The 23,542-nt window shown below is 53.7% G+C and carries 19 protein-coding genes; 12 read left to right on the top strand and 7 right to left on the bottom strand.

The annotated features are described in order from the left end of the window. Position 1 precedes the first annotated feature (1 nt). The 3 genes from CLV58_RS06910 (at position 2) to CLV58_RS06905 (ending at position 4,691) form a co-directional block, all read left to right on the top strand. Positions 2 to 1,330, top strand: coding sequence for a cation:dicarboxylate symporter family transporter (locus tag CLV58_RS06910; protein ID WP_106137065.1), 1,329 nt, complete (start codon positions 2 to 4; stop codon positions 1,328 to 1,330). A 317-nt stretch (positions 1,331 to 1,647) separates the two neighbouring features. After that, a complete protein-coding gene (locus CLV58_RS28290) occupies positions 1,648 to 1,818 on the top strand; it encodes a hypothetical protein (protein ID WP_170108658.1) in 171 nt (56 codons plus the stop codon). A gap of 602 nt (positions 1,819 to 2,420) precedes the next feature. Beyond that, a complete protein-coding gene (locus CLV58_RS06905; protein ID WP_106137064.1) occupies positions 2,421 to 4,691 on the top strand; it encodes an NADP-dependent malic enzyme in 2,271 nt (756 codons plus the stop codon). On the opposite strand, the gene CLV58_RS06900 is transcribed toward CLV58_RS06905, so the two are convergent. Together CLV58_RS06900 and ggt are read right to left on the bottom strand one after the other, a co-directional pair. After that, the gene (locus tag CLV58_RS06900; protein WP_211300824.1) at positions 4,688 to 5,248 is read right to left on the bottom strand and encodes a PQQ-binding-like beta-propeller repeat protein; all 561 of its coding nucleotides are present in this window, start codon (positions 5,246 to 5,248) and stop codon (positions 4,688 to 4,690) included. The two genes, CLV58_RS06905 and CLV58_RS06900, sit on opposite strands and share 4 nt — an antisense overlap. 203 nt (positions 5,249 to 5,451) lie before the next feature. Beyond that, the gene (gene ggt / locus CLV58_RS06895) at positions 5,452 to 7,254 is read right to left on the bottom strand and encodes a gamma-glutamyltransferase (protein ID WP_106137062.1); all 1,803 of its coding nucleotides are present in this window, start codon (positions 7,252 to 7,254) and stop codon (positions 5,452 to 5,454) included. Between the two features lie 184 nt (positions 7,255 to 7,438). On the opposite strand from ggt, the gene CLV58_RS06890 reads away from it, so the two are divergent. The 4 genes from CLV58_RS06890 to CLV58_RS06875 all read left to right on the top strand — a co-directional run bounded on the left by CLV58_RS06890 (position 7,439) and on the right by CLV58_RS06875 (position 11,985). After that, the gene (locus CLV58_RS06890; protein WP_106137061.1) at positions 7,439 to 8,680 is read left to right on the top strand and encodes an ABC transporter permease; all 1,242 of its coding nucleotides are present in this window, start codon (positions 7,439 to 7,441) and stop codon (positions 8,678 to 8,680) included. Between the two features lie 127 nt (positions 8,681 to 8,807). Further along, positions 8,808 to 9,308 carry a hypothetical protein gene (locus CLV58_RS06885; RefSeq protein ID WP_106137060.1) on the top strand — a complete coding sequence of 167 codons (501 nt, stop codon included), beginning with the start codon at positions 8,808 to 8,810 and terminating at the stop codon, positions 9,306 to 9,308. Between the two features lie 267 nt (positions 9,309 to 9,575). Then, positions 9,576 to 10,670, top strand: a complete 1,095-nt coding sequence (recA, locus tag CLV58_RS06880) for a recombinase RecA (protein ID WP_106137059.1) — start codon at positions 9,576 to 9,578, stop codon at positions 10,668 to 10,670. 103 nt (positions 10,671 to 10,773) lie between these two features. After that, positions 10,774 to 11,985, top strand: a complete 1,212-nt coding sequence (locus CLV58_RS06875; protein ID WP_106137058.1) for a DUF3667 domain-containing protein — start codon at positions 10,774 to 10,776, stop codon at positions 11,983 to 11,985. Between the two features lie 66 nt (positions 11,986 to 12,051). Here CLV58_RS06875 and CLV58_RS06870 read toward each other — a convergent pair whose 3' ends face one another. From CLV58_RS06870 to uvrA, 4 genes are all read right to left on the bottom strand, one after another. Beyond that, the gene (locus CLV58_RS06870; RefSeq protein WP_106137057.1) at positions 12,052 to 13,332 is read right to left on the bottom strand and encodes a citrate synthase; all 1,281 of its coding nucleotides are present in this window, start codon (positions 13,330 to 13,332) and stop codon (positions 12,052 to 12,054) included. Between the two features lie 156 nt (positions 13,333 to 13,488). Continuing rightward, complete coding sequence (locus CLV58_RS06865; protein ID WP_106137056.1) at positions 13,489 to 14,739, bottom strand: metal-dependent hydrolase family protein; 1,251 nt, start codon at positions 14,737 to 14,739, stop codon at positions 13,489 to 13,491. After that, positions 14,739 to 15,146, bottom strand: coding sequence for a hypothetical protein (locus CLV58_RS06860; RefSeq protein ID WP_106137055.1), 408 nt, complete (start codon positions 15,144 to 15,146; stop codon positions 14,739 to 14,741). Before CLV58_RS06860 ends, CLV58_RS06865 begins: the two co-directional genes overlap by 1 nt. 129 nt (positions 15,147 to 15,275) lie before the next feature. Further along, positions 15,276 to 18,137, bottom strand: a complete 2,862-nt coding sequence (gene uvrA / locus CLV58_RS06855; RefSeq protein WP_106137054.1) for an excinuclease ABC subunit UvrA — start codon at positions 18,135 to 18,137, stop codon at positions 15,276 to 15,278. Between the two features lie 235 nt (positions 18,138 to 18,372). Between uvrA and CLV58_RS06850 the strand changes: the two genes are divergently transcribed. Next, positions 18,373 to 18,912 carry a transposase gene (locus CLV58_RS06850; RefSeq protein ID WP_211300823.1) on the top strand — a complete coding sequence of 180 codons (540 nt, stop codon included), beginning with the start codon at positions 18,373 to 18,375 and terminating at the stop codon, positions 18,910 to 18,912. Between the two features lie 126 nt (positions 18,913 to 19,038). Here the strand turns inward: CLV58_RS06850 and CLV58_RS06845 are convergent, their stop codons facing one another. Continuing rightward, complete coding sequence (locus tag CLV58_RS06845) at positions 19,039 to 20,820, bottom strand: ABC transporter ATP-binding protein (protein WP_106137053.1); 1,782 nt, start codon at positions 20,818 to 20,820, stop codon at positions 19,039 to 19,041. 330 nt (positions 20,821 to 21,150) lie between these two features. Here CLV58_RS06845 and nusB point away from each other — a divergent pair, with 330 nt between their 5' ends. From nusB to yajC, 4 genes are all read left to right on the top strand, one after another. Further along, positions 21,151 to 22,287: a transcription antitermination factor NusB gene (gene nusB / locus CLV58_RS06840; RefSeq protein ID WP_106137052.1), complete on the top strand. Its 1,137-nt coding sequence runs from the start codon at positions 21,151 to 21,153 to the stop codon at positions 22,285 to 22,287. A 93-nt stretch (positions 22,288 to 22,380) separates the two neighbouring features. Next, positions 22,381 to 22,683, top strand: coding sequence for a YtxH domain-containing protein (locus CLV58_RS06835; protein ID WP_106137051.1), 303 nt, complete (start codon positions 22,381 to 22,383; stop codon positions 22,681 to 22,683). A 59-nt stretch (positions 22,684 to 22,742) separates the two neighbouring features. Further along, on the top strand, positions 22,743 to 23,192 hold the full coding sequence (locus CLV58_RS06830; RefSeq protein ID WP_106137050.1) for a DUF1573 domain-containing protein: 450 nt from the start codon (positions 22,743 to 22,745) through the stop codon (positions 23,190 to 23,192). A gap of 14 nt (positions 23,193 to 23,206) precedes the next feature. After that, on the top strand, positions 23,207 to 23,527 hold the full coding sequence (gene yajC, locus CLV58_RS06825; RefSeq protein ID WP_106137049.1) for a preprotein translocase subunit YajC: 321 nt from the start codon (positions 23,207 to 23,209) through the stop codon (positions 23,525 to 23,527). The last annotated feature ends 15 nt before the right edge of the window (positions 23,528 to 23,542 follow it).

Here is a 23,542-nt window from a genome sequence, read left to right as displayed (position 1 = left end):
CATGAAACGGCTCTTCACCAATCTCACCTTCTGGGTACTGACCGCTATCACACTGGGTATCCTGCTGGGCCACTTTCGCCCTGACCTGGCGCTACTACCGGTTCTCGACGCGCCGATCAAAACGCGTTTTATGGGGCAGGAACTCTCCATCGGCACCACATTCAGTGAACTGCTCAGCGGAACATTCATCAGCCTGGTCAAGCTGTTTATCAGCCCAATTATTTTCCTGACGATCACGCTGGGGATTGTCAGCATGGGCGACTTGAAGAAGGTGGGAAAAGTGGGGGCCAAGGCACTGCTTTACTTTGAAGTCGTTACCACCGTAGCGCTGATTATCGGCGTGATCGTAGCCAACGTTATCCGGCCCGGCGACGGTGTAGCCACGGCGCAGCTGAAAGGGGGCGACATCTCCAAATACACCAAAGGCGCGACGGAATTCAGCTGGTGGCAGTTTTTTCTCGACAATGTTACGTTACAGGTACTCGTGCTGGCGATTCTTACCGGGGTTGCACTGAGTCGCTACAGCGGTCGCGACCGGATCGTCGACTGGTTCAACCTGGCATCGAAATACATTTTCTGGGGTTTGCACAAAGTCATGATTCTGGCACCGATCGGAGCACTGGGCGGCATGGCTTACACGGTCGGCAAATACGGCCTGGGCACCTTGCTGCCACTCGCCAAACTGATGGGGACGGTCTATACGACGATGGCCGTCTTTATCTTCGGCGTACTGGGCCTGATTCTGCGCTCGTGCCGGGTCAATATCCTCCAGTTTCTGCGGTACATCCGCGAAGAATTGCTGATCGTGCTCGGCACGTCGTCGTCGGAAGCCGCCCTGCCTTCTCTGATCGATAAGTTACAGCGGATGGGTTGTGCCAAATCGGTTGTGGGACTGGTCGTACCGGCGGGGTACTCGTTCAACCTCGACGGTACGACAATTTACCTGTCGATGGCCACGATCTTTCTGGCGCAGGTGTTCAACGTCCACCTCGACCTGACGCAGACACTGACGATCATTGGCATTCTGATGGTAACGTCGAAAGGGGCAGCGGGGGTTACGGGTAGCGGCTTTGTGGTACTGGCCAGTACGTTGACAGCCGTTAAGGCCATTCCGCTCGAAGGACTGGCGCTGCTGCTGGGTGTTGACCGGTTTATGTCGGAAGCGCGGAGCATTACGAATTTTATTGGCAATGGTGTCGCCACGATCTGGCTGTCGAACAATGAAAACGCCCTCGACCGAACGCAGATGGAACGCGCCTTTTCCCGAACGCCCGATCTGGAAGATATTCGCGAAGACAATCAGACGGTCCTGCCCACCCGCGAAGAGTAACCGTATCTCATACCGGCATCATCGGGCTATACCATCGGTAACTACACAACTTCGTTACCGGGGCCGGTACTGGCTTCGACCACGTAGTCAGGGACGACTGCTGCATCGCATTTTGTTCACGGCTACCTATTCTTCGCTGCTATCCGCCAAAACAGCCGTACTGCTTAGTTGTTGTTACTGTGCCGTTTACGCGCGAATCGGTCGGTCGTGTGTGCTTTTGGCCTGTTCGTACAACAAAACAAACTGTATACATGCGTTTGTTAACGAGGACATAGGTCAACTGTATATTTGTAAAACACGTCGTAACAGCCACATCCATGAAACCAGTAAAGGATAACCATCTCCCTCAATCGCATCAGCCCAACAAGCCGGCCAAGGAAACAGCCGATTCATCCGCCGACTATTCAGCATCAGAACTGGATACGTTCAAGCGACTGCTGGCCCAGTACAAAGCCAAAGTCTACGAGAAATACGCCGGCTCGTTCTGATCCGAACGCGCTCTATTACTGGCTGCATTGCTAGTATGTCATTCAATACAGTAACAAGCGAACTATCCCCACTTCCAGCCTTTTGCGAATGCGGGTGTCATAGTTGACCTGCCCGCTCTTTGGCCTACCACCGATTTCGCTGCTCCCATTGGTTTAGCGTGTACGCTATCAGCTGCGCTAAACCAATTTTTGTTAATAGCTGCTATTAAACCGCAGCCTGTCGCGAGTACCACACTTACTTTCCCCTGCCTGCGCTTTCCAATCAGTATCGTACTCCGAACCAGGCCCGGATACCCTAAAAGAGCGGGGCTGTTAAGTTCTTGAATTGACACTGACGTTAGCCAAATTTCCTTCGGTCCATTTACCCCCCAGCCCCCTAAAGGGGGAGCGTTCCGCGAAAAAACAACTCCCCCTTCAGGGGGCTGGGGGGTAGACGGTCTAGAACTTAACAGTCCGGATACCCTGAAAGAGTACCCAACCCCAGGTATGGCTTCAGACAGTTGCTGAATGAACGGGACTTTACCAACAGAATCCGTTAGGTTTGCACACTAATCGGCGAACGGGGTCAACACGGCCGTTCGATTTTATGTAACTATTTGACAATGACAACGAATCCTACGGATAAGCTCCGGGAAGACGCGCTGTATTACCACGCTAAAGGTCGACCGGGGAAGATTGAAATTACACCCACCAAAGAGACAGCCAATCAGCGCGATCTATCGCTGGCCTACTCACCGGGCGTAGCCGAACCCTGTCTGGCTATTGCCGAGACACCGGCCAAAGCCTACGACTACACGGCTAAAGGCAACCTGGTGGCGGTAATCAGCAACGGTACCGCCGTGCTGGGACTGGGAAACATCGGGCCAGTCGCGTCGAAGCCCGTCATGGAAGGGAAAAGCCTGCTGTTCAAACTCTACGCGGACATCGACGCTTTCGACATCGAACTCGACACGACCAATGTCGATGAGTTTGTGCGGACGGTCAAGATTCTGGAACCCACCTTTGGCGGGGTAAACCTGGAAGACATTGCCGCGCCCGACTGCTTCATCATCGAACAACGGCTAAAGCAGGAGTTGAATATTCCGGTCATGCACGACGATCAGCACGGCACCGCCATCACGTCGGCGGCTGCACTGCTCAACGCGCTGGAACTGGCCGGGAAGAAAATCGAGGAAATCCGACTGGTTGTCAACGGCGCGGGGGCTGCGGCTATTTCCTGCATGAACCTCTACGTCAGTCTGGGCGTATCGCCGGACAACATCATCGTGTTCGACAAAGACGGGCTGCTCACCAAAGACCGGACGAACCTGGCCCCCAACCAATACAAATACACGACCGATCGCTGCCCCAGCAACTGGACATTGGCCGATGCGCTGCAGGGTGCCGATGTCTTTCTGGGCTTGTCGGTCGGGAATGTCGTTACGGGCGATATGGTCAAGACAATGGCCGACAACCCGATCGTGTTCGCCATGGCGAATCCGAATCCGGAGATCAGTTATGACATCGCAACAGCCGCCCGTCCGGACATCATCATGGCCACGGGTCGCTCCGATTTCCCCAATCAGGTCAACAACGTACTGGGCTTCCCCTACATTTTCCGGGGTGCGCTCGACGTACGGGCAACAGAAATTAATGAAGCCATGAAGCTGGCAGCCGTGCGCGCGCTGGCTGATCTGGCCAAGAAAGCCGTTCCGGAAAGCGTCAGCCGTAGCTACGGACAGGAAGGGCTGGTGTTCAGCCGGACTTACATTCTGCCGAAACCTACCGACCCGCGTCTGCTAATGACCGTGGCCCCGGCCGTTGCCAAAGCGGCTATGGAGTCGGGGGTTGCGCAGCAGCCGATCAACGACTGGAACGATTACGACCTGCAACTATCGCGTCGGTTGGGGCAGGACAATTCGCTTACCCGTGGTTTGCTGGCGCAGGCGCAGCGGTCGCCGAAACGGGTTGTCTTTACCGACGGCGAAAACCCGACCGTTCTGCGTGCCGTCGCCGACGTGCTGGAACAACGCATCGCCGTCCCGATCCTGCTGGGTAACCCCGATACCATCCGGACGATGCTCAACGACTTCCGGCTGAATCTGGGCAATGTCCGAATCATCGACCAGCGTTCCAGCGAGCAGGCGGAGGTTCGGGAGCGGTATGCGCAGGTACTATACGAGAAACGGAAACGCAAAGGACTGACCCTGACCGAAGCGCAGGCCCTGATGCGCGACCGGAACTATTTCGGTGCCGTGATGCTCGAAACGGGCGAAGCCGACGTCCTGATTTCGGGGCTGACGCGCAACTACCCGCAAACGCTCCGTCCGGCGCTACAGGTAATCGGCCGACAGCCGGGTATCAAGAAAGTGTCGGGTATGTACGTGCTGATGTCGCGCTTCGGCCCACTGTTCCTCGCCGACACGACCGTCAACGTAAATCCGACGATGGAAGAGATTGTCGAGATTGCCGAAACGACCGCCCGTGAGGTGCAACGACTGAAAATTCAGCCGCGCATCGCCCTGCTCTCCTACTCTACGTTTGGTAGTGCGTCGGGCGAAGACGCCGAGAAAATGCAGCAGGCCACGGCCATTTTGCAACAACGCCACCCCGACTGGATTGTCGACGGCGAAATGCAGGCGCACTTACCCTTCAACCAGGAGTTGCTCCGCGAAACCTATCCGTTCTCGTCGTTAGCGGAACAACCGGCCAACGTGCTGATTTTCCCAAACCTGTCGGCGTCGAACATCGCGTACAACCTGCTGAAAGAGATCGGCCGGATCGAGAAGATTGGCCCCGTCCTGATGGGAATCCGCAAACCGGTATACGTGCTTCAGTTGGGCAGTACCGTCCGCGAAGTCGTTAACATGGTGACGATCGCCGTAGCCGATTAATCGTTTCGGAAGAAAGACAAAAGACGTAAGAACAAAGACCGGAGCCCTTTGCTTAAAGACTCCAGTTTTCCTCTTACGTCTTTTTCTGTATCGATATTAGCCGTGGCGCGTAACTGATCGGCAGAAGGCTGTTCTCTGTATTCTCTTAAGAGACGACCCGTTTCAGCATCTACTTCGTACATTATTCCATCCCAGTCGATTACGTAAATAGTACGTCCTTCAATTCTAAAGTTGATAGTACTCGTTAGAGAAACAAAGATATCGCTCGCAGAAAACTGCCAGATAATTGCACCTTCTTTAGTAAGCCTACTAATTGATAGTTCACCATGAACAATCAGATCATTTTCGTGGGCAAAGACGCCGAAACACGTTATTGTATCCGCTTTCGTTTGCCACAGCAGCGTAAGATCTGGAACTGCCAGACAAAAGACAGAGTCGCCACAACAAACAGCCAGCCCTTCCTCGAACAGAACGTATGAATGTTCATTAATACTCGTGTTTCCTCCCGACGCAGCTATATACACCTGTCGTATTACCTGCTGTTCTTCATCAGTCACGCAGATGCCCCGCTGGAGTAATCTGTACTGCTGATCTTCTGGTGCGTAATAGTAGTCGTATTTGACGACGTTATCAGCTGATTGGGGATCATAAGTTAGGTCCTCGAAAAGATCGATCGTGAAATCAGTGGACTTTATTTGCATCGCACGATCAAGCCTTTAATCGTCTTTCTTCTTATCTCTTTTCTCTTTCTTCTACCTTTCTAATACCCTCTTGCTGTGTTATCAGCGCGGGGGTCGGAGGCTCCTTCGTAGGAACCGTCCGGGCGGACCAGTACGCAATCCATGCGACCGAGCGTATTGGTAAGCCGTTCGAGGATGTACCCTCGGCTGATGAGCGTCTGCGTGGTTGGCTCGGTGAAAGCCCCCTGTTCGAAGATCGTCTTGTCGGGTAACCACTGATGGTGAAACTTCAGCGCGTTGACGGATTGCTGCATGGTCATTCCGTGCTCGATCACGTTCAGGATCGTCTGGTATACCGACGTGATAATCGTCGAGCCGCCGGGCGTACCGACAACCATAAACAGCTTCCCGTCTTTTTCCAGGATCGTCGGTGTCATCGACGACAGCATCCGCTTGTTGGGCGCAATGGCGTTGGCCTGATTACCAGTCAAGCCAAACATATTCGGCACACCGGGCTTTACACTGAAGTCATCCATCTCATTGTTCATAAAGAACCCGGCCCCGCCGATGACCACGCGGCTACCGTAGCCCCCGTTGAGTGTCGTGGTGATACTGACCGCGTTGCCCTCCTTATCGACAATTGAGAAATGGGTCGTTTCCAGACTCTCGTAGCCGGGTAGCGTTCCTCCCCGGACGTTTCGGCTATCCGTAGCGTGAGCAAACGAAAAATCCTGCCAGCGGCTCCGCAGATATGCCGGGTCGATTAGTTGCGCAACGGGAATTTTGAGGAAGTCGGGGTCGCCCAGAAACTTGGCCCGATCGGCATACACGCGTCGTTCGGCTTCGATCATTACCTGTACCGTACTGTCGCGGTTCCAGCCCCACCGGCGCAGCGGATACTGCTCTGACAGACGCATCAGTTGAATCAGAGCCACGCCACCGCTGGAAGTCGGCGGCATCGTAATTACGTTGTACTCCTTATAGGTTGCCTGCAATGGGTCGCGCCAGACAGCATGGTAATTTTTCAGATCTTCCTCGCTAATGATACCACCGCCCCGCTTCATCTCGTCGGTGAGCAGCCGCGCCGTTTCGCCTTCGTAAAAACCCGCCCGTCCCTGCTGCTGAATACGCTGTAGTGTTCGGGCCAGATCGGCCTGAACGAGTTTGTCGCCCTGTTTCCAGCGGCTCGACGTGTCGGTCGTGCTTTTCAGAAAGTACGCTTTACCGGGGTTGATTGTCTGTAACTCCTTCCGAATGCGGTTTAGCCCCGTCGCATCCCGCTCGGTCAGCGCGTAGCCGTTAGTGGCCAGATCGATAGCGGGCTGCAACACCTGCGCCCATGTCAGCTTGCCGAACCGCTTGTGTGCTTCGACCATCCCATCGACCGAACCCGGTACGCCACTTGCCAGATGCCCGCTTGTACTCAGGCCGGGTCGTACGTTACCGGCCGAGTCGAGATACATGTTGGCCGTCGACCGACCAGGGGCTTTTTCCCGGTAATCAAGGCTGTACGCTTTTCCAGAACGGTCGCGATACACCATGAACCCACCGCCACCGACATTCCCGGCGTTTGGATAGACAACCGCCAGGGCGAATTGTACCGCTACAGCCGCGTCGACAGCGTTACCGCCAGCCTGCAAAATAGTCAGTCCGACCTGAGACGCTTCGGGATGCGCCGACGCGACCATGCCATTGCGCCCGATTACGCCCTTCCGATCCGAGTAGAACGGCTTCGTCAGCGGGTCTTCTTCCCGATACTGGTAAACGCCCTGCCCCTGCCGAACGCCACCCGCCTGACCACTGGGCGACTTTGTGGTTTTGCAGGCCGTAGCCACGAGCCCGCCGATGAGCAGACAGGCAGCATACTGATACAGTTTTTTCATAAAATCGTAGGTAGTACAGGTTGTTAGAAACCCTAAACTACGAAAAGGCAAGTTTGCCTGCACTTCCCACAACCGTATATTCTATCGACCGCCTATCCGATTACCGGCCAGGCTTATCGAAAACGCATTGGGCCGCAACGCGTTTGTTTGTTTCTTTGTTTGACTCGTATACCCCATCGATAGCATGTCTTTTCTACGTCAGATTCTGGAAAGTTTTCGGTTTGCGTGGCAGGCGCTACGCTCGAATCTGCTGCGTACACTGCTCTCACTGCTGGGCGTAACGATCGGAATCTTCGCCATCATCGCCGTCTTTACGTTAGTCGATTCGCTCGAACGTAACGTAAAAACCAGCCTGTCGTTTGTCGGCGACCGCGTGGTCTACCTCAGCAAATGGCCGTGGTCGTTTGGGGGCGAATACCAGTGGTGGAAATACTTTCAGCGGCCCGAGACCAAATACAGTGAATTCCGGTATCTGAACGATCAGCTTGAGAATGCGCAGGCAATGGCGATTCTGGACTTCAAGCGAACCGTTGTCAAATACGGCAACAACAGCACATCGTCGCAGGTACAAGGCACCACTTACGATTACAATCAGATTTCCGACGTAACGATTGCCAGCGGGCGGTACTTCACTCCGCAGGAAATGGCCGTCGGTCGGCCGGTAACGATCATTGGCGCGACCGTTGCCGACGACCTGTTCAACGGGCAGGAAGCCGTTGGTAAAACCATCAAGATCGGTGGCATGAACTTCCTGGTGATCGGCGTACAGGAGCTAAAAGGTAAGAGCCTGGTCAGCGTGGGCGGTAATCAACCCGATATCAAATGCATCATTCCCTACCTGATCTTTTCGAAACTCTTCAACTCGGGCGTTCCTACCTTCGACGTAGCGATCAAGGGTTACGAAGGTGATGAAGGACTGCTCGAACTCGAAAGCGAAGTGCAGGGGCTACTCCGTGCCCGGCGCGGGTTACGGCCGACGCAGGACGACAATTTCGCCATCAACCGACCCGAAGCAGCCGTCAAGTTCGTCAGCGCCATTTTCACCGTCCTGACGCTGGCAGGCTGGGTTATCGGTGGCTTTTCCATCCTGATCGGTGGCTTTGGCATTGCCAACATTATGTTCGTGTCGGTAAAGGAGCGCACCAACATCATTGGCATTCAGAAGTCGCTGGGTGCCAAGAATTATTTCATCCTGTTTCAGTTTCTGTTCGAAGCCGTGCTACTCAGTCTCGTTGGTGGTTTGGGTGGTATTGTGCTCGTCTATCTGTTGTCGCTGATTCCGTTCGGCACGCTGGACTTACAGCTCACCACGAGCAACATCCTGCTGGGACTGGGCGTGTCCAGTGTTATCGGTATTCTGTCTGGCATTATCCCGGCGTTTTCGGCTTCCCGGCTTAATCCGGTCATTGCGATTCGGGCCAAATAAGGCTGAAACGTGCCCATCCGACCCGTATACGCAAACATTTTATCGGGGTTACCGTTGCTATCTGTTGACGCATTACCAAACCAATCGTCTATTTGAGCGTATCAACCGCAACCAAACAACCACATTCATGCGCGGATTACTGTACTTCCTACTTTTCCTGTTTGTCGTTCTCGGCATCCTGTACGTGCTCACCGGCTGGAGTTTCAGCGACGGCGAACGAGCTGGCACCGTGTCTAAATTCAGCCGTCGGGGCTACATCTTCAAAACCTACGAGGGTGTACTGAACGTCGGCGGTTTCTCGGGTGAAACCGGCTCGCTGACCCCCCAGTTTTTCGACTTCTCAGTGAAAGACGATAATGTCGCCAAGCAGATTACGGATGCGGTCAAGACTGGCCAACGGGTGACCCTGCATTACGAAGAAAAAATGCTTCGGTTACCCTGGAACGGCGAAACCAAATATTACATTACCAACGTCGAAGCGGTCAGCCCGCCACCGGGTGCTTACGGTTACCCTGGTCAGCAAAATTACCCACAACAGCAGCAGGGTTACCCTCAGCAGAACTATTCGCAGCAGCCGGGTCAGCAACAACCAACGCAGCAGCAGACGGTACCCGATTCGGTACTGTAAGTGATAGCCGGAGGACTACCAAATAATGCAAAAAAGCGGGCGACTCTAGGTGGAATCGCCCGCTTTTTTGGTTGTAACGTCAGCTACTTCTCAGACGACTTGCAGGCAACCCATTTTTATAGCAACAATACCCTGTTAGTCAATCAGTTAAGTTATATTTTTTCGATACAGAAAATAGAACTCAAACCCCCGTTTTCTTTTAAAAAAAGGCTTGATTTTCTGGTCGTTTCTGGTTAATTTTATCTGTTTAAAAACAACCATCCCAACATGGCGAAATCAGATACGGCGCAAGCCACAGCATCTGCTAATGACAGTAAACTAAAAGCGCTGCAAACGACCATTGAGAAGCTCGACAAAGCCTTCGGTAAAGGTACCGTAATGCGGTTGAGCGAGAGCAAGGTGGTCGATGTTCCGGTAATCTCGACAGGTTCGCTGGGCCTTGACCTTGCATTGGGTATTGGTGGTGTACCTCGCGGTCGGATCGTTGAAATCTACGGACCTGAATCGTCGGGTAAAACCACGCTGACCATGCACTGCATTGCGGAAGCACAGAAAAACGGTGGTCTGGCGGCTTTCATCGACGCCGAACACGCATTCGATCGCGTATACGCGGAGAAGCTGGGCATTGATACCAAGAACCTCCTGATCTCGCAGCCTGACAATGGTGAGCAGGCGCTTGAAATTGCCGAGCACCTCATCAGCTCGGGTGCCATCGACATTATCGTTATCGACTCCGTTGCAGCCCTCGTACCGAAAGCCGAAATCGAAGGCGAAATGGGTGAGAGCAAAATGGGTTTACAGGCTCGCCTGATGTCGCAGGCATTGCGGAAGCTGACCGGTACGATCAACAAAACGGGCTGCTGCTGTATTTTCATCAACCAGCTTCGCGAGAAAATCGGTGTCATGTTCGGTAACCCCGAAACGACTACCGGTGGTAACGCGCTGAAGTTCTACTCCTCGGTTCGTCTGGACATTCGCCGGATCGGGCAGATCAAAGAAGGGGCCGACAATGTGATCGGTAACCGCACGAAAGTGAAAGTGGTGAAGAACAAACTGGCGGCTCCGTTTAAAGTCGTTGAGTTCGACATCATGTACGGTCAGGGGGTTTCCAAAGTAGGTGAGATCCTTGATCTGGCTGTCGAAATGGAGATTGTGAAGAAGTCAGGCTCGTGGTTCTCGTATGGTACCAGCCGGCTGGCACAGGGCCGCGACGCCGTGAAGGAACTGCTGCTTGACAATCCGGAACTGATGGCTGAACTGGAAACGAAGATCCGGACCAAGATTTCGGAAGATCAGAACGCGCTGCTCGACCCGGTTCTGGCAGCGACCGAAGATGACGACGAAGGCGAAATCGACGATTAAGCCTTATTTATCTTTTGCATACTGAGAGGTGGCTGGCATTGTCCGGCCACCTCTTTTTTTATTTTTGTGTTTTCGCTCCCGCCTGCTAACGACTACTGACTGCATGTCTGCTCACCACAAACTCGACGTTTGTCCCAATTGCGGTACCCATCTCGGACACGACACTAACTTTTGCCCCAACTGCGGTCAGGAGAATCACGAAGTTAAACTACCACTTAGTCATATTGGCTATGAGTTTGTCGAGAGCATTACGCACTTCGATAACAAGCTCTGGAATTCGCTGAAAGCCATTTTCACGCGCCCCGGTAAAATGACAGCTGAGTTTCTGGAGGGGAAACGCGCCCGCTACGTGCCACCTGCCCGGCTTTACGTGTTCGTCAGCGTTATTTTCTTCTTTCTGATTGGCAAGTTCGCCGACCATCAGCTAGAGGAATCTATCCATGAGTTGAAGCGTAGCGACATCGTAAAAATTGATATGCAGGATCTGATTGACGACGATCAGTCGTTGGATAGTCTTAAAGCCGGGAAATTAGGGCGCAGGCTCGACCTCAAGATTCCCCTAAATGAGCGGGGCCTGACTGACCTATCCAGTCGCCTGAAGCGGCTCAAACCAGCCCAGTTAGATTCGATGCTGACAAAAGCGAACGTTGCCGTTAATGACTCTACCCGGCAGAAGCTTCGCGCGCTGATCGAACTTGTACCGGATACCCCACGCGTATCGACGGGTTTGGACCAGCTATTCGGCAAACGGAAATTCAAGACGAGTGAGGAGCGGGAAGCGTATGAGGAGCAGCTTAGTCATATGCCGGACCAACAGATCGATTCGCTTATTCGGGCCGAAGGCAGCAACCCAGGTTGGCTTACCCGAAAGCTGTACCGGCAGCAAAGCAAGTTTTCGCATCTGAGTAACGGCGAGAATACCCACGAATTATTACATGCCGTTACCAAGAACCTTTCCATCGTCATGTTCGTGCTTATGCCGTTCGTGGCCGTACTGTTGCTGCTCTTCTATTTCCGGCGCGGCCGGTTCTACTACGAGCACCTGATCTTCTCCGTGCATATTCACACGGTATTGTTCCTGCTTTTTTCGATTGCGATAGGCATCACGTTTTTTGCCAAGCCTACGCTTATTTCGTCTGTTTTAGCCTGGACATTCTGGATTAGCTGGTTTTATTTTCTGCTGTCGATCAAGCGCGTTTACGGACAGTCGTGGGGTAAGACAATTGTGAAGTTTTTCCTGCTGAGCATGATGTATGGCCTTACCGCCATATTCTTTCTGCTAGGTGCCCTGGGAGCGGGCTTCCTGACCTTCTAACAAACACAACGCCCCCGACCTGTGCAGGTCGGGGGCGTTGTGTTTTCAACTGATGTATCGGTCTAATTACCGGTTTTCCATCGGCACGAATTCGCGCAGGGTTGAGCCGGTGTAAATCTGACGCGGACGGCCGATTGGCTCCTTCGTCTCGCGCATTTCTTTCCACTGGGCAATCCAGCCCGGCAAACGGCCAATGGCGAACATAACCGTGAACATGTTGGTCGGAATACCCAGCGCCCGGTAGATAATCCCCGAGTAGAAGTCGACGTTCGGGTACAGCTTGCGCGACACGAAGTATTCGTCGTTCAGTGCGGCCTCTTCCAATCCCTTCGCAATTTCCAGAACGGGATCGTTGACACCGAGTTTGCTCAGCACATCGTCGGCTGCTTTCTTGATAATTTTGGCCCGTGGGTCGAAGTTCTTGTAAACGCGGTGCCCGAAGCCAAACAGGCGGAAACCCGTCGTTTTAGCGTTCTTTGCCATGTCGACGTATTTGGCTACATCGCCACCACCCGCTTTTATCTCTTCGAGCATCTCGATCACTTCCTGGTTGGCACCACCGTGCAGCGGTCCCCACAAGGCACTGATACCCGCCGAAATCGACGCGTACAGATTCGCCTGCGACGAACCTACCAGTCGTACCGTTGAGGTCGAACAGTTTTGCTCGTGGTCGGCGTGAAGAATCAGCAGAATATTCAAGGCTTCAGCGACTACCGGATCGACGGTATAGTCTTCCACCGGCAGGGCGAACATCATTTGCAGGAAGTTCTCGATGTAGCCCAGCTTATTCTTTGGGTAGTTGAGCGGGTGCCCCTGCGACCGCTTGTACGACCACGTTGCGATGGTTGGCAGCTTGGCCATCAACCGAACGATGTCCAGATTTTCATCGCCGTTGCCTTCGTACGACTCCGGGTAAAAACCGCTCATGGCACTGACCAGCGACGCCAGTACGCACATGGGGTGGGCGTTGACGGGAAAGCCATCGAAGATCTTACGCATATCTTCGTTAACCATCGTATGACTCCGGATCGCGCTTTCAAACTGCGTAAACTGCTCTTTCGTAGGCAGTTCACCGTAGATCAACAGATACGCTACCTCTAGGAAAGATGCCTTTGATGCCAACTCTTCGATCGAGTAACCCCGGTAGCGTAAAATACCCTCTTCACCGTCGAGAAATGTAATGGCGCTTTTCGTAGCACCTGTATTTTTATAACCCCGATCCAGCGTTACGTAGCCCGTTTGATCGCGCAGATTTGAAATGTCGAACGCTTTTTCCTGTTCGCTTCCTTCCAGCGTTGGAAACGAGTATGATTTGCCATCGACGGTTAGTTCAGCAGTGTTTGCCATACAGAGAATCAGGGTAATATATTCAGTAGAAAAGGATTAGCGGCCCAACGGGGGTAGCGGGGCGAAATTAGCCCAAAAACCCAAACGTCAGTCGAAATCGTCATAAAAAAGCGATTCCTTAACAGGATACTAACCGGTCGTTACACATTTAAGTTTTTACGGCTTGTAGCGCGTCCCGCCTTTGATTACGAGTTGCACCTGCCGCAGTGCACCGATATCCGTCAACGGATTACCCTGTACGCCGACAAGGTCGGCCAACAGCCCCGCTTTAACGCGCCCCCGGTCGGCCAAATGGAATACATCCGCATTTATGGATGTGGCAGCGCGCAGTACAGCCAGCGGCTTCATCCCGTAGTCGACCATCATCAGTAGTTCGCGGGCGTTGTCGCCGTGGCTGAATACGCCTACGTCGCCCCCGGCGCAAATCGTGACGCCCGCGTCGAGCGCCTGTTTGAACGTCACCCGCTTTTCCCGAATACGATTGGGTTCAGGCTCCTGTCCTTTTTTCCAGCCCCGATACTGACTAACCGCATCACCAGCGGCCAGTGTCGGGCAAAGCGCAGTGCCGTGTTGCTTCATCAACGCAAAGATCTCTGGCGTTCCGGCGTCGCCATGTTCAATGGTTTCGCAACCACCCAGAATAGCCCGGCGCATTCCCTCGGCGGTACTGGCGTGTGCTACCACTGCCCGACCACTGCTTTTGGCTACCTCAACAATGAGTTTGATCTCATCCAGCGTAAACGTCGGGCGGGCTTCGGCCATCAAGCCCCACCGGTAATCAGCGTAGATTTTGATGGCATCGGCTCCCTTACCGATCTGCGACCGTACCGCCCGAATCAGTGCGTCGTGCCCGTCGGCTTCTTCGGCTCCCTGCGGAAACTGACTATCCGGACTCGGGCTTTTCGGGCCGTAACTACCCGTCGCGATCAGGGCTTTGGTCACGATCACCATGCGTGGTCCCGGAATAATACCCTGATTGATGGCCTGTTTCAGACCAACATCGTCATACTCAGCCCCTTCCGTACCCAGATCACGCACGGTTGTAAAGCCCGCCAGCAGTGTCTTTCGGGCGTGGTTCGTCGCCCGCGCCGTCCGTAGCGACCGGGCTTCGCGCAGGACCTGGTCATCCCAGGGCGTTTCATTGTACGGATGCAGAAACAGGTGTGAATGGCCTTCGATCAGTCCCGGCATCAGGGTTTGTCCAGCCAGTTCGACCACCTCCGCACCAGTCGCCGACACGTTGGCGGCTGGTCCGACGGCATCAATCTTATCGCCATTGACCCGCACAACCCACCCGTCATGCATCGTTTCGCCGTCGAATACGCGGTCGGGCTTAAGCAGATAAACCGTCTGCGCGTTAGCCGCCGTAGCGAACCACAGCCCGAAGCAAAGTAGCAGGTAGTTCATCAGCGCGCGGACTTACCCTGAATAAGCGTGAGCAGTTTCTCGCCAAAAATCAGGAAGCAGATGCCCGGCAACAGAATTGCCCCCGCCCGGAAACCCGCGCCGGTTAATTTGTACACCCCAGCATTATACGTGGTGAAACTGTCGATAAGCCAGTACCCGGACAGGGCCAGCAAGGCTACGACCAGACCAATGCCAATCGCCTGTCCAAGTTGCCGGGCCAGGCCCGCGATCAGTAGCGCCAGTCCGGCCACAACGGCAACCGTTCCAAGGGCTTTTGGGAATGTTTCGAGATAGGTATAGTCAAAAAAGAAAACGCCCGCCCGGCCAATCAGGTTGGGGTGCGCCAACAGCCAGCCGTCCAGAACGACCAGTACCAGCAAAACGACGTAAAAAAATGGGCTACGCATGAACCGTATCAATCAGGTTAGTTAATCAAAACGAAGATAGCTTTTGTGTCCTGTCAATATGCACGAGAAACAACAAAAACGCCCAATCCTTTCGAATCGGGCGCTTTCTACACCTAAAATCACTTTTTATTAGCTGGCCTGTAACTCCATCTTCAGGAACTTACCGGTGTAGCTACCTTTCGCTTCGGCGACTTTTTCGGGTGTTCCTTCGGCGATAATTTGGCCACCTTTATTACCACCCTCCGGCCCGAGGTCGATGACGTGGTCGGAGACTTTGATTACGTCAAGATTGTGCTCGATGATCAGGACGGTGTTGCCTTTGTCGGCGAGTTTGTTCAGCACGTCGAGCAAGTGCGCGATGTCCTGAAAGTGCAGGCCAGTCGTTGGTTCGTCGAGAATGTACAGGGTCTTACCGGTATCTTTCTTCGATAGTTCTTCGGCCAGTTTCACCCGCTGCGCTTCGCCACCTGACAGCGTCGTGGCATGTTGACCCAGCGTAATATAGCCCAACCCAACATCGTTCAGTGTCTGAATTTTTCGCAGAATTTTCGGCTGACTGGCGAAGAACTCCAATCCTTGTTCAACGGTCATGTCGAGCACGTCGGCGATCGATTTGCCTTTGAAACGTACCTCCAGCGTTTCGCGGTTGAACCGCTTACCCTTGCAGGTTTCGCACAACACGTGTACGTCGGGCAGGAATTCCATCTCGACTTTCTTCATGCCGGCGCCTTCGCAGTCTTCGCACCGGCCGCCTTTCACGTTGAACGAGAACCGACCGGGTTTGTAGCCCCGGATTTTGGCTTCCGGTAACTCGGCAAACAGCGTGCGAATGTCAGAGAACATCCCCGTGTACGTAGCCGGATTCGAGCGGGGCGTCCGACCGATCGGCGACTGATCGACCTCGATTACCTTGTCCAGATGCTCCAGCCCGTCGACGGTTTTGAACGCCAGGGGCTCCCGTTTCGACTTGTAGAAATGACGGTTCAGAATAGGAAACAGCGTCTCGTGAATCAGCGACGACTTTCCACTACCCGATACTCCCGTAATGCTAATCATCCGGCCAAGCGGCAGCTTCAGCGTCACGTTTTTCAGGTTGTGCCCCGTCGCGTTTTTGATCAGCAGAAACTTGCCGTTACCTTTCCGCCGTTCGGTCGGCACAGCAATAGCCCGACGTCCGCTCAGGTAGTCGGCGGTTGTGCTGCCGTTCTGAATAAATTCGTCGGGCGTACCGATGCCAACAACCTGCCCGCCATGTCGACCGGCTCCGGGGCCGATGTCGAGAATAAAGTCGGACTCAAGCATCATGTCCTTATCGTGCTCCACGACCAACACGGTGTTGCCCAGATCACGCAGGTTTTTCAGCGAGTCGATCAGCTTCACGTTATCGCGCTGATGCAGACCAATACTCGGCTCATCCATGATGTACAACACCCCGACAAGCTGCGTACCGATCTGCGTGGCCAGTCGTATCCGCTGCGCTTCACCACCCGACAATGTACGCAACGACCGGTCGAGCGTCAGGTAATCCAGCCCGATGTCGACCAGAAAGCCGATGCGCTTGCGAATTTCTTTCAGGATCTCTTTGCCGATGACGTTTTGCCGGTCGCTCATGCGACCTTCCAGTCCATCGAACCAGGCGGTCAGTTCCGAAATGTCCATGCGGGCCAGTTCGGAGATGTTTTTCTGGTCGATTTTGAAAAATAGCGACTCCTTCTTCAGCCGGGCACCGTGGCATTCCGGACAGGTCTTGACGACCATGAAATCTTTGATCCACTCCTGAATCTTGTCGGTGGAGTTTTCCTGCTGCCGCTTCAGAAAGTTGACAATGCCCTCGAATTTGAAGTTGAAATGATCGGCCTCGTACTTCTTCTTCGATGGGTCGACCGTGTCCGCTTCCGTACCGTACATCAACGCATACAGCAGATCGTCGGGGTACTTGCTGACGGGCGTACTCAGGCTCAACTTGTACTTCTTCAGAATCGCTTCAATTTCCTTGAATATCCACAGCTCGCGGTATTCGCCCAGCGGGGCAATCGCCCCCCGGCTCACGCTCAGTGATTTATCGGGAATAACCGACTCTTCCGTGATTTCTTCGATCACGCCTAGCCCGTTGCAAACCGGACAGGCACCATAGGGCGAGTTGAACGAAAAGGAGTTTGGCGAAGGCTCGTCGTAGCTGATACCCGACTCCGGGTCCATCAGGTTCTGCGAGAAGTACACCAGCTGACCACTGCCGTCGAGCATCTGCATGGCCCCTTTGCCCTGCTTCAGCGCCGTCTGCACCGACTGACTCAGCCGATACCTGTCTTCCGCTTTCGGAACGATCCGGTCGATGACAATTTCAATGTCGTGGATTTTGTAGCGGTCGAGCTGCATTTTCGGTACGATGTCCTGTACCGTTCCGTCGACACGCACTTTGGTATACCCCATCTTGGCGATCTGCACAAACAGTTCGCGGTAGTGCCCCTTACGCCCTTTGATGACCGGTGCCAGCAGGGTGAGTTTCTGCCCGGCGTACTGGTCCAGAATCGTGTCGATGATCTGATCCTGCGACTGCCGCTCCATCTTCCGGCCGGTTATGTACGAAAACGCTTCGCCAGCGCGGGCGTAGAGTAGTCGCAGGAAATCGTATATCTCGGTAGTCGTACCGACCGTCGAACGCGGGTTTTTCGAAGTCGTCTTCTGCTCGATCGAAATCACCGGACTCAGGCCGTTGATCTTGTCGACATCGGGCCGTTCCATATCGCCGATGAATGAGCGGGCGTAAGCCGAAAAGCTTTCCATGTACCGGCGTTGGCCTTCGGCGTAAATGGTATCGAACGCCAGCGACGATTTGCCGCTCCCGCTGATCCCCGTAACGACCACCAGCTTGTTGCGGGGAATCGTTACGTCAATGTTCTTTAAGTTATGTTCGCGAGCCCCCAGCACTTCGATTTGCTCGTAGCCTGTCAGGTCAATATCGTTCAGTTGAGTCGTTTCTTCTGTCGTCACGCGTTGGGGTTGGCTTATTCTAAAAAACAACGTAAACGGCCCCCGCGTAGTTTCCTCAAACCCAACTCGATTTAGGGGGTATTAGGTATAGTTGACGCGTGCTGGCTGACGCGTCCCGTAGAGACGCAAGATCTTGCGTCTCTACACAAACCGGATGGTTTTATATACGTAACTAAGCGCTTATTATCTCGTCTCGACACTGTAATTCGTTATTTATCGATTACCCCCCACACCAATGAGCGAGACACACTACAGAAACAAATATCGTATTAGCTCGGCTCGACTTGCGGGCTACGACTACAGCGCAAACGGCATCTATTTCGTAACGATCTGTACTCGGCAGAAAGAATGCTTTTTCGGCGAAATTATAGAAACGCAAGATATCGCGTCTCTACAAACGACACCTATTGGCCAGCAAGCTATCGATTGCTGGCTGGCGATTCCTCACCATTATCCGTTCATGTTGCTTGATGAATTTCAGGTTATGCCGAACCACATTCATGGTCTGCTATGCATTGACCGATCGGACGATCATGACTGGCAGCCCAATACGTTTGGTCCGCAGAGCAGGAATCTGGCAGCTATCATCCGGGGCTACAAAATCGGCGTAACAACATTTGCCAGCCGGTTAGGAATCGACTTTGGTTGGCAATCTCGTTACCATGACCGAGTCGTTCGCAATGCAGACGAATTGAGCCGTATTCGACATTACATTGCTCAAAATCCTGCCAATTGGCACCATGAGCGAATCAATGAGATTGGTCTGTTTATGTAACAGGCTGTCGCATGACGTAGAGTAGAGACGCAAGATCTTGCGTCTCTACACAGACCGGATGGTTTTCGACTAAAACCATCCGGTCTTCCCACCATTTATATGTTATATGCGGTGGTCTATAAAAAGTTACACCTCTTCTGTCTGCAACTGCTTCTCGTAGAGTTCGCGGAAAGCCCCGTTGCGGGCCATCAGTTCAGCCTGCGTGCCCTCTTCGACGATTGTTCCCTCATCGAGCATGATAATGTAATCAGCAAGTTTGGCCGATGATACGCGGTGCGAGATGATTACCGACGTGCGATCGGCCATGATCCGGCGCAAGTTGTTCAGAATGATGTTCTCCGTGTTGGTATCGACCGCCGACAGACAGTCGTCCAGAATCAGAATGCGCGGGTCACGGGCGATGGCGCGGGCAATGCTGAGTCGCTGTTTCTGTCCACCCGACAGCGTGACGCCCCGTTCACCCACGGCTGTATCGAAACCTTCCGGAAAATCGATCACGTTCTGGTACAGATCAGCGTCGCGCACGGCCTGTTCGACACGCGCCTGCGGCAGGTCCGGGCGACCAAAACGGACATTGTTGCTGATCGTTTCCGAGAACAGGAAAACATCCTGCGGCACATACCCCATCTGACTCCGTAACGAGGTCAGGTTGTAATCAACGATGGGGGTGTTGTCGATCCGAATTTCACCCGATGACACGTCGTACATACGGGTCAGCAGGTTAGCCAGCGTCGTTTTTCCGGAACCGGTTGTACCCAGGATGGCAACGGTTTCGCCGGCCTTCACATGCATGGAAAAATCGTGCAGCGCGACGATACCCGAATCGGGGTACACGAACCGGACGTTGCGGAATTCGATTTCGCCCTGAATCGTTCGGTTAACGTCTTTCGCCGATACGATGTTCGTCTTGATGTTCAGAAACTCGTTGATGCGGGCCTGCGACGCAGCCGCCCGTTGCGTCTGACTTGTCGTCCAGCCCAAGGCCATCACCGGCCAGGTCAGCATATTGACATACAGGATAAACTCGGTGATGTTACCCGGCGTCAGTCGACCGGCGATAATTTCCTGTCCACCGATGTACACGACCAGAATGTTGCTCAGGCCGACCAGAATGGCCACGATGGGGAAGAACAGCGAGTCGACTTTTGTCAGGCTCAGTGACTTCTCCCGGTACCGGTCGCTTTCCGTCTCGAAACGGGCTGCCGACTGTTTTTCCTGCACGAATGCTTTCAGTACCCGGATGCCCGAAAAGGCTTCCTGCACGTACGTCGACATCTGCGACAGGCTACGCTGGATCTCTTCCGATTTACGAATAATAATGTTGTTGACCAGGTAGATCAGCACCGACAGAATCGGCAACGGCAGGAGCACATACGCCGACAGCCGGGCGTTGATGCTGACCATGTATGTGATGACCAGTATGAACAGCACAATCAGGTTGACGCCGTACATGATACTTGGCCCGACGTACATCCGCACTTTGCTAACGTCTTCCGAAATACGCGCCATCAAATCACCGGTATTGTGCTGCCGGTAAAAGCTCAGCGGTAGCGTCTGGTAGTGGTCGTAAATCTCGTTTTTGAGGTCGTATTCGATGTGCCGCGACATCACGATAAGCGTCTGCCGGACCAGGAACAGGAAAAACCCTTTCAGCAGCGCCAGCACCAGCGTACCACCCGCGAATAGCAACAGACTGAACGCAAAGACGTTGTAGAGCGATGTCTGCACCGGCATACCATCGTAGAGGTGATAGATGTCGAGCGTTTCGCGAACCAGGTCGAGGGCATACCGAACAAGCTGGGCAGGAAAAATCCCGAACAGGTTGGAGATGGCCGTAAAGACCGTGCCCCAGATCAGGTACCATTTATACTTGAGGAGGTATTTGTTGAGGTAAGAAAGAGCTTTCACAGGAAACCGGTTCGCGTCAGGTTTTTAACCCCACCCCCCGGCGAAAAGTTGCAGATAAGGGGATGGACAGGATTGCGGGATTGACAGGATTTTTTGTAGCCAGTTGCTGGATTGACGCTAAAATGACCACTCCCTCTCCGCTTGCTGACATTGATAGCGAATACTGACAGGCTGTAAACCGGCATGATACCTGCGACTAAAATCCGGTCAATCCTGTAATCCTGTCCATAATTTCGTAAATTTGTGGTTTGAAACAGCCGTTCTTTACTTTATTGGTGCTTAATCTCTTCTGGCGGTATGCTTAATCGGCGACTACTCCGAATCAAGGTCATGCAGGCGTTGTATGCGCTTCGACAGGCCGAATTTTCCAATCAGCAATTGGCCCACGACGGTATTGCTGACTTGTTCCTACCCGACCTTAACTCAATGCTCCCGCAGGATAAGCGGCAGCTCGAAGGAAATCGCCAACTGGCTACGCTCCTCTTCGACGAAGCGATTAAGACCAATCAGCCGGCACGGGACGACGACGCGCCCTCAGCCGTGCTGAAAGCCGCCAACGACGGCCTTGTTTTCTACCGCATTCGTACGCAAAAAGACCGTCAGCACCTGGCTCAGCTTATGATCCGGCAAGTAAACGGCATTTATGACGATTACCTGCGCGTCATGACCTTGCTCGTGGCCCTGGGGCAGGCGTCCCGTACGGACCGCGATCGCCGGTACCGCGACGTCGACGAAGCACCATTTCCTTTCGAATCAGACTTTAGCGAGAACAGCATCGTGCAGGCGTTGGCCGCGCATCAGCCGTTACAGGATGAAGCCGTTCGGCACAGCATTTCGTGGACCGACGACATGGCCTTCGTTCGGAAGGCGCTGAAGGAAGTTTTCAAAAACGACGAAACCTATCGGGCCTACTGCGCACAGCGGACGCATACCCCCGACGAAGATCAGGCTCTGATACAATACGTGCTGCGGACGCTGATCTTCAAACACGAGATTATCCGCGACCATCTGGCCGAAATCGATCTGAGCTGGGCCGAAAACAGCGAAGTAGTGCGGGGACTGGCCATTCGGACGCTAAAATCAGCGCAGAGTGTTACTGGCCTGCAACTCGAACCACTCACCGACGACTGGGAAGAAGACGAACTATTCCTGACGACACTCTACCAGCAATCGCTGCAAAACGACGACGACTACGAGCAGCTATTGGCCGAACAATTGCAGAACTGGGACGTTGAACGGGTAGCGATACTCGACCGGATCATCCTGAAACTGGCTGTCTGCGAACTGCTTAGTTTTCCGAACATTCCCGTCAAGGTCACGATCAACGAATATATCGAATTGGCCAAAGCGTACAGTACGCCCAAAAGCGGTAAGTTTGTCAACGGAATTCTGGATAATCTATCCGAAAAGCTCATGGCGTCGGGTCGCCTGCGCAAGAGCGGACGGGGATTGCTGGACAATAAATAGTTTGTTAGTTCTGCCGGTTGGCGTGTCAGTTTTGGGTAGGCCGTTCGTTTATCCAACGCTACTGCGATCAATAACCGCAAAAACTCTTAACCAATGAGCAAAGTAAGCCGCGACTTAACGTTCCTCGTCATTGGGGCGGCTGTCGGCACTGCCGTCGGCCTTCTGTACGCTCCAGACCAGGGTAAAGTAACCCGCGATCGACTGACCTACCGGCTGTCGAAATACCGGGAACAGATTGAACTGATGATCAACGATCTGTTGCACGCCAGCGAGCAACCAGCCAACGATTCGCGCAACGAAGGCGAGCGGGTGGTCACCGATGCCCGCGAAAAAGCCGAGCGCCTGTTGGCTGACGTCGACCGGCTGATGGCACAGATCAAACAGCAAAACGCCTGATTGACCGGGAGCCGGACGTTTGCGTCCGGCTCTCTTACATCCTATCCGTATCATTGCCAATGTGCGTACCAAACTGGGTTTTTATACTGGCCGTTGCCGGACTGGGTTTCGGGTTGGGCAGTTGCGACAATCGGCAGCAGGCCGAAAAAGCGCAGGCCAGCGTTTCGGGAAAGATGCCCAAAATTTCGTTCGCTCAAAAAGGGGTTTTTGATTTTGGTACCCTGACCGAGGGCGATACCGTCGAGCACGTGTTCCCGTTTACGAACACGGGTGAATTTCCGCTCATCATCAATAACATTACGGCGTCCTGCGGCTGTACGACGCCCGAGTGGCCCCGCGAGCCTATTTCGCCCGGTGCCAGTTCCTCGATCCGCGTCCGGTTCAACAGCCGGGGTAAGAGCGGAGAACAAAACAAAACGGTTACGATATTTGCCAACACCGAACCGTCGATGACTGACCTGCAATTTAAGGCACTGGTTAATCCGAAAGCGGTTGCGGCCCAACACTAATCCAGTCACTTACTATGTACACACTATTACTACAATTGTCGGGCGGTAACTCGTCGATGCTGGCGAACGTCCTGCTCTGGGGCGGTATCATCGTCGTTTTCTACTTTTTCATGATTCGTCCGCAACAGAAAAAGCAGAAGGACCAGAAGAACTTTGTCGACAACCTCAAAAAAGGCGATAACGTCGTTACGATCGGCGGCTTACACGGCCGGATCGCAGCTGTCGATAGCACCACCGTCCAGATCGACGTCGACCGGGGTCTGAAACTGACCTTCGAAAAGTCGGCTATTTCGCGCGAAGCGACCGCTAAGCCGGTCGAAGAAGAAAAAAAGTAAGGCTGTTCTAGCTCC

Source organism: Spirosoma oryzae (assembly GCF_003002825.1).
In the GTDB taxonomy this organism is placed as follows: Bacteria; Bacteroidota; Bacteroidia; order Cytophagales; family Spirosomataceae; genus Spirosoma; species Spirosoma oryzae.
The sequence above is the reverse complement of the archived record's forward strand: the minus strand, read 5'-3'. Positions and strand labels throughout refer to the sequence as shown.

Coding starts and splice junctions, on each gene's coding strand:
- CLV58_RS06910 (WP_106137065.1), top strand. CDS start 2: ATGAAACGGCTCTTCACCAATCTCACCTTCTGGGTACTGACCGCTATC.
- CLV58_RS28290 (WP_170108658.1), top strand. CDS start 1,648: ATGAAACCAGTAAAGGATAACCATCTCCCTCAATCGCATCAGCCCAAC.
- CLV58_RS06905 (WP_106137064.1), top strand. CDS start 2,421: ATGACAACGAATCCTACGGATAAGCTCCGGGAAGACGCGCTGTATTAC.
- ggt (WP_106137062.1), bottom strand. CDS start 7,254: ATGAAAAAACTGTATCAGTATGCTGCCTGTCTGCTCATCGGCGGGCTC.
- CLV58_RS06890 (WP_106137061.1), top strand. CDS start 7,439: ATGTCTTTTCTACGTCAGATTCTGGAAAGTTTTCGGTTTGCGTGGCAG.
- CLV58_RS06885 (WP_106137060.1), top strand. CDS start 8,808: ATGCGCGGATTACTGTACTTCCTACTTTTCCTGTTTGTCGTTCTCGGC.
- recA (WP_106137059.1), top strand. CDS start 9,576: ATGGCGAAATCAGATACGGCGCAAGCCACAGCATCTGCTAATGACAGT.
- CLV58_RS06875 (WP_106137058.1), top strand. CDS start 10,774: ATGTCTGCTCACCACAAACTCGACGTTTGTCCCAATTGCGGTACCCAT.
- CLV58_RS06870 (WP_106137057.1), bottom strand. CDS start 13,332: ATGGCAAACACTGCTGAACTAACCGTCGATGGCAAATCATACTCGTTT.
- CLV58_RS06865 (WP_106137056.1), bottom strand. CDS start 14,739: ATGAACTACCTGCTACTTTGCTTCGGGCTGTGGTTCGCTACGGCGGCT.
- CLV58_RS06860 (WP_106137055.1), bottom strand. CDS start 15,146: ATGCGTAGCCCATTTTTTTACGTCGTTTTGCTGGTACTGGTCGTTCTG.
- CLV58_RS06850 (WP_211300823.1), top strand. CDS start 18,373: ATGAGCGAGACACACTACAGAAACAAATATCGTATTAGCTCGGCTCGA.
- nusB (WP_106137052.1), top strand. CDS start 21,151: ATGCAGGCGTTGTATGCGCTTCGACAGGCCGAATTTTCCAATCAGCAA.
- CLV58_RS06835 (WP_106137051.1), top strand. CDS start 22,381: ATGAGCAAAGTAAGCCGCGACTTAACGTTCCTCGTCATTGGGGCGGCT.
- CLV58_RS06830 (WP_106137050.1), top strand. CDS start 22,743: ATGTGCGTACCAAACTGGGTTTTTATACTGGCCGTTGCCGGACTGGGT.
- yajC (WP_106137049.1), top strand. CDS start 23,207: ATGTACACACTATTACTACAATTGTCGGGCGGTAACTCGTCGATGCTG.